Here is a 5,195-nt window from a genome sequence, read left to right as displayed (position 1 = left end):
GCACTGCCGCCCACCGGCTGACTCCCGCCAAATCCGTGTAAGGCCGTTGACACCATCAGGGCTGGATGGATGCTCCCAACTTGACCAAAATCAGGCGGCTGTGCGCGTCACTGATCTGACCGGGTTCTGATCAATTCACCTGGGGCCGGTGAGCAGTCCAAGTGCGCTGGCAGTGGCGACGGCGTGTGCGCGATTGTGCTTGGCCATCACGCCCTTGACATGGCCGCGCACGGTGTCGGACGAGACCCACAGTGCGGCAGCGATGTCCTGGGTGTTCAGCCCTTGGCTGATCAGGTAGAGGACTTGCTGCTGTCGCCCAGCACTGGATCCACGTCCGCACGACGACCGCGGCCGGGTTGGTGTCGGCGACAAACGAGGTCAACGTCGTGGCCGACACGAACGGACCGACGATCGCGAGCGTGGAGTACCCGCGGTGCCCGCCGGTCCGGACGGGACGGCGCGCATCGTCCTACCATCAGCGCTGGGAGATCGAGACTGCGTTCCACGAAGTCCAAGTGCAATTGCTTAACGGTGGTGGGTTCCGGTCGAAAAAGCCAGACATGGTGGAACAAGAGTTCTGGGGATTGCCGGTCAGTCACTACGCGATACGCTCATTCATGCGCGGCGCAACAAGCGACGGCATCGAACCTACCCGCGAGTCTGCAAGAAGGGCAACCGCCATGCATTTCCTACCAGGATGCCCAGCCACCTGCAGGAACACTACGACCCTCATCCGGTCATCCTGCAACGCACCGCTCAACTAAGTGGCATTGAAGCAACTACACGTCGGTTGATTTTGCCGGGACCCTGGATGGTCTTGGCATTCGCCAGTCGGTCGGCCGAACAGGGATCTGTTACGACAATGCTATGGCCGAATCGTTCTTTGCGGCATTGAAGAACGAGCGAGTGCATCGTACGGAGTATCCGACTCGAGAACACGCGCGTAATTATATTGCACACTACATCGAGATGCACTGCAATTCGCGGCGTCTCCATTCGGGGCTTGGATACAAGACCCCACGCGAAGCTCACATCGAGTACCTGAATGAGTTACAGGCCGCGTAAGTAAGTCCACGATTCACTGTCCGGAAACTTCAGGGCGCATCAAACTCTGTTGTTACAACAGTTCTTCATAGCGGCTACACGCGTCTGCAACGGAATACGTGCATGGTAGTTAAGAGCTGCTGGCCAGGCGGGGGCGGTCGCACACGTCGCCGCGCACGAACTCGGTACGGCCCGCAGGCTTCAGGCGACCCCGGGGGAAGGACGCGTGCACTGCCGTGGTCGGCACGAGGGCGACGCCCAGTCCGGCCGCCGCCAAGTGTGCGGCGGTGGTGGCCTGCCGGGTGCGGGTGGCCGCGGTCAACCGGACATCGCGCTGGGCGGCGACGTCGTCCAGCCAGCCGCCGAGGCCGTTGTCCGGGTGGTAGTGCACCACCGGCTCACCGGCGATCAGTGCGAAGGTGACCCCCTCGGCCTCGGCGGCGAGCGGATCGGTGCGCGCCATCGCCACCACGATCTCCTCCCGGCCGAGCACGCCGGCGTGTCTGTCCCACCGGGACGGTCGCGGCCCGATCGCGAGATCCGCCCGCCCGGCGGTCACTTCCCCGGCGAGGGGCGTCCGCACTGGACAGTTCGGTCAGTACCAAGTGGACCTCCGGTGCCGACGGCTCCAGACTCGCAGCACGGGCGCGCCAGCAGGCCGACCGTCATGCTTTCCGCGCACGCTATCCGCAGCTGCCCGCCCGCTCCGCGACCGACCGCGCGGGCGCCGGTGACGACGCGCTCCGCGGCCCGCAGTGCGGCACGAGCGTCCGCTTCGATCGCGCGCCCGGCCGCGACCGCGCGCACGCCGGCCGGGTCTCAGATGGCATAGCGCCATACCGTCAGCGAGTAGGCGCTGAACCAGCAACCCAGCAGGACGAACCCGGCCACGACGGCGATCTGGGTGCCGCGACGACGCCCGGCCAGCCCCATCGCGACCGGCAGCAGCAGCGTGAATCCCGGCAGGAGGAAGCGCGGCTTGGAGAACGGCAGACCGGCGGTGCCCGCGATGAGGACGACCACCCCGGCTCCGTAGACGGCCACCGGCCACGGCATCCGCGCGGTGATCGAGGATCTCCCCAGCAGGACAGCCAAAAACACGGCGCCGAGCAGGACGAACGTGGTCATCGGCTCCATCACCGACGAGCCGGACAACAGCGTGTCCTTGACGAAGCCCACTGTCTCCTTGCCGCCGTCGAACCTGGTCCGCCAATTACGCCACTCGAGATCGAACCATCCGGTCCAGCTGTTGGTCACATTCGCCACATAGAGCCAGAATCCGAGTAGCCCGAGTGGGGCAACGAGGATGCAGACCACTTCGGACCATCGGGAACGCTCGCGGCACACCTCGATCACCGCGGCGAGCACGACGACTCCGATCAGGACGGTCGCGGTGGACCTGGTCAGTCCCGCGCCGACGCAGCACAACGCGGCCAGAAGCCATTTCTTCTCCAGCACCGCGACCAGCGCCCATGCGGCGAACGCGGTGAAAAGCGCTTCGGTGTAGGTCATGGACAAGGTGATAGCCATCGGCGCGCCGGACCAGAGCGCGACCACCAGGACGCCGACCCGTGGCCGGCCGTCGACCAGCGTGGCGATCCGGTGGATTCCGCACGCCGCGACGATTCCCGCGATCAGGCTCAGGACAAGTGCGGCGTTGACGAGGCTCAGACCGGTGCCCGCCGCCAGCCAGCGCAGGAGGGTCGGGTACGCGGGAAAGAACGCCAGCGGTGTGTAGGGCGCGAAGTTCCCGGCGGCGTCGAACAGGCCGTGGGTGACGCCGCGGTAGCCGTACTCCGCGATGGACAGGTACCACTGGCCGTCCCAGGCGGTCAGCCGGTCGATCAGCGGCTTGTCGTGGCTACTCGCGAACAGCGCCAGCAACGCGACGCCGAACGTCCTGACCAGCAGATAGACGGCGATGACCTGGACATAAGGGCGTCGGGTCCACGCTGTCGCCTCCTTGAGGTCGAGCTGCGGGCGTTCGAGGGTGTCGGTCATGTCACGGTCCTTTTTTCGGGCAGCCCGAAGAAGCCCGGCGAGTAGGAACCGCCGAGGCAAGGGCAGGGATCGGGGTTAGGTGGTGGTCGTTCCGGGGTGGGGCGTCATGGTGCCCGCTGTACTCGAGTGCGGCGTCCCGGACGTCGTGGTGTTGGGAGTCGTCCCGGCGGTGGAACCCGACCGGACGGGGCTATGCGTGCCAGTAGCCGCGGTCGTCGTCGGCGGCGTCGTCATCGGCGGCGTCGTCGTCATCGGCGGCGGCGTCGTCGTCGTCGTGCCAATCGTCGAGCTGGACGTCGCGGGGACGACGGCGGGCTGGTTCGCCGGGATCACCGGCGCCCCGCCGGCCGAACGCCCCAGCGTGAGCGCGACGATGAGCACCGCCACCGCGGCAGTACCCGCCGCGCTGCTCGCCATGACCAAGTAGCCGCGCACCTTCCTCTTCCGGCGGCCGCGGCCGAGCAGCTCGGCCAGCTCGGTACCGGTCGACGGCTGTTCGACCGGGCACGCCAGCAGGATCAGGGAACGGATCTCGTCTTCGGTCATGTCCGGTGCTCCTTCTCCTCGTTACGGAACAAGTCGTCGAAGTGCGGGCCGAGCTGCTTGCGCAACGCGACCAGGCCACGCGCGGACTGGCTCTTCACCGTCCCCGGTGAACAGCCCAGCGCGACGGCGGCGTCTTCCACGCTCAGGTCGCTCCAGTAGCGCAAGACCAGCACCGCACGTTGCTTCGGGGGAACCCCGGCCAGTGCGGCCCGGACCGTCAGCCGCTGTGCCACATCCGAGTCCGAGAACCCCTCCGGTTCGGGGAGTTCGCCGCTGACCTGCTCGCGTGAACGCCACAAGCGGCGGTTCTCGCGCAGGAAGAGCCGGAACATCACCCGGCGCGCGAACGCGTCCAGCTCGTCATGCCGGGACAGCCTCGGCCAGATCACGTACAGCTTGAGAAAGGTGTTCTGCACGATGTCGTCGGCGCGGTGCCAGTCCCCGCAGAGCACAAAAGCCGTCGAACGCAGGGCGGGGGCCCGCGCCTCGAAGTACGTGCTGAACTCACCCTCCCACCCCGGCGCGGCCCGGTGAGTCCGATCCTCTGGCACGTCGTCCTCACTACTGTTCGCCGATCCGGGATTGATCTCCGGCCTTCACCTTCTAGCAGGCCTCGACCCACCTGCGGGGTTGCACGGCACTCCGCGAGACCTGGGTCACATCCCCTACCGCAACTCGCCGCGTAGATCAGTTCAGCACAGTTCAGGCGAGCGTCAGGCCATAGGACTGGAGCTCGCGGGTGAGCGGGTAGAAGTAACTGGTCAAGTGTCGCCGCCGGTGGTCGAGCCCTGCTTCGAAATGCGTTCGCCGACAACCGGGGCAGTCGCTGCGCACGACGCGTGCACCGCTGACGTTGCCGCCCGACCAGTTCCCGCCGAGGTTGGTGCAGTGCCCGGCGGTCAGCAGGTACGGTTTCGGTGCCTTCTTCAGCGTCGCCCACAGCCAGGTGTACCGCGAGCTCCCGGCGCTGTCCAAGGAGGGCCTCGTCCGCCTCGGCAAGCAGGGTCCTCGCTCCAGCCAGCAGTACGTGCTCACCGCCGCCGGCAAGAAGACCTTCAAGACATGGCTGACCTCGGAGGCCGGGCCCGACCACCTGCGCAGGCCGTTCATCCTGCGGCTGGTCCATGCTGACTCGTTGACGGCCAAGCAGCGCAAGTCACTGCTCGAGTCCGCGCGCGCCAGCTACGGCCAGCAACTCGACGACGCGAAGACGGCCAAAAAGAGTGCCGACGGGCCCTACGAAAAGGCCATCGCCGAATTAGCTCACGCACAGGCCAGAGCCGCCCTCAAGCTCCTCGATGCTATTGCCAAACAATGAACAAATTCTGATGCACGACCTGTCTAGAGCTGGTGGTCGTACCGTGTAGATCAGCTGGCGGCGTCGGAGTCCGCTCGCGCTGCGACAAATCCTGCCCACCTGTGGTGCGCGGTGGCTTCAGCGAATGGCACTGTCGATGCGCATTCTGCCAGCGCAGTGCAAATAATCGACCTTGCAGTATTTTCGCTGGTCACTGTGAGGGGTTTTGTGGCAGACTCTTCCCCGACTTGCGTCGCTTGGTCTGCGCGCCGAGTGCAACTACCTCGACTTCATCAGCGCTAAAACT

Annotated in this window: 8 protein-coding genes; 2 read left to right on the top strand and 6 right to left on the bottom strand. The window is 66.0% G+C overall.

The features are described 5' to 3' along the window. Window positions 1-135: 135 nt before the first annotated feature. A complete protein-coding gene (locus VGP60_RS41810; RefSeq protein ID WP_414640436.1) occupies window positions 136-372 on the bottom strand; it encodes a response regulator transcription factor in 237 nt (78 codons plus the stop codon). Between the two features lie 435 nt (window positions 373-807). Between VGP60_RS41810 and VGP60_RS31805 the strand changes: the two genes are divergently transcribed. Further along, window positions 808-1,065, top strand: coding sequence for an integrase core domain-containing protein (locus tag VGP60_RS31805; RefSeq protein WP_414640437.1), 258 nt, complete (start codon window positions 808-810; stop codon window positions 1,063-1,065). Window positions 1,066-1,174: 109 nt separating this feature from the next. Here VGP60_RS31805 and VGP60_RS31800 read toward each other — a convergent pair whose 3' ends face one another. The 5 genes from VGP60_RS31800 to VGP60_RS31780 form a co-directional block, all read right to left on the bottom strand. Beyond that, window positions 1,175-1,627, bottom strand: coding sequence for a LysR substrate-binding domain-containing protein (locus tag VGP60_RS31800; protein ID WP_327551847.1), 453 nt, complete (start codon window positions 1,625-1,627; stop codon window positions 1,175-1,177). A 236-nt stretch (window positions 1,628-1,863) separates the two neighbouring features. Continuing rightward, entirely contained in the window at window positions 1,864-3,045 is a 1,182-nt protein-coding gene (locus tag VGP60_RS31795) for a hypothetical protein (protein ID WP_327551846.1), read from the bottom strand. Window positions 3,046-3,120: 75 nt separating this feature from the next. Continuing rightward, complete coding sequence (locus VGP60_RS31790; RefSeq protein WP_327551845.1) at window positions 3,121-3,591, bottom strand: hypothetical protein; 471 nt, start codon at window positions 3,589-3,591, stop codon at window positions 3,121-3,123. Continuing rightward, window positions 3,588-4,142 (bottom strand): SigE family RNA polymerase sigma factor, encoded by a 555-nt coding sequence (locus VGP60_RS31785; protein ID WP_327551844.1) that lies wholly within the window; start codon window positions 4,140-4,142, stop codon window positions 3,588-3,590. The genes VGP60_RS31790 and VGP60_RS31785 overlap by 4 nt, the downstream gene beginning before the upstream one ends. 151 nt (window positions 4,143-4,293) lie before the next feature. Continuing rightward, window positions 4,294-4,566, bottom strand: coding sequence for a hypothetical protein (locus tag VGP60_RS31780; RefSeq protein ID WP_327551849.1), 273 nt, complete (start codon window positions 4,564-4,566; stop codon window positions 4,294-4,296). On the opposite strand from VGP60_RS31780, the gene VGP60_RS31775 reads away from it, so the two are divergent. Continuing rightward, window positions 4,472-4,909, top strand: a complete 438-nt coding sequence (locus tag VGP60_RS31775) for a PadR family transcriptional regulator (protein ID WP_327551848.1) — start codon at window positions 4,472-4,474, stop codon at window positions 4,907-4,909. The genes VGP60_RS31780 and VGP60_RS31775 overlap by 95 nt on opposite strands. The last annotated feature ends 286 nt before the right edge of the window (window positions 4,910-5,195 follow it).

Source organism: Amycolatopsis sp., assembly GCF_036008905.1.
Classification (GTDB): domain Bacteria; phylum Actinomycetota; class Actinomycetes; order Mycobacteriales; family Pseudonocardiaceae; genus Amycolatopsis.
Note: the sequence above shows the minus strand (reverse complement) of the source record. Positions and strands in the feature narration are given on the sequence as shown.

What these genes read in the sequence shown, in the direction of transcription:
- VGP60_RS31795 (WP_327551846.1), bottom strand. Translation starts at nt 3,045, where the DNA reads ATGACCGACACCCTCGAACGCCCGCAGCTCGACCTCAAGGAGGCGACA.
- VGP60_RS31790 (WP_327551845.1), bottom strand. Translation starts at nt 3,591, where the DNA reads ATGACCGAAGACGAGATCCGTTCCCTGATCCTGCTGGCGTGCCCGGTC.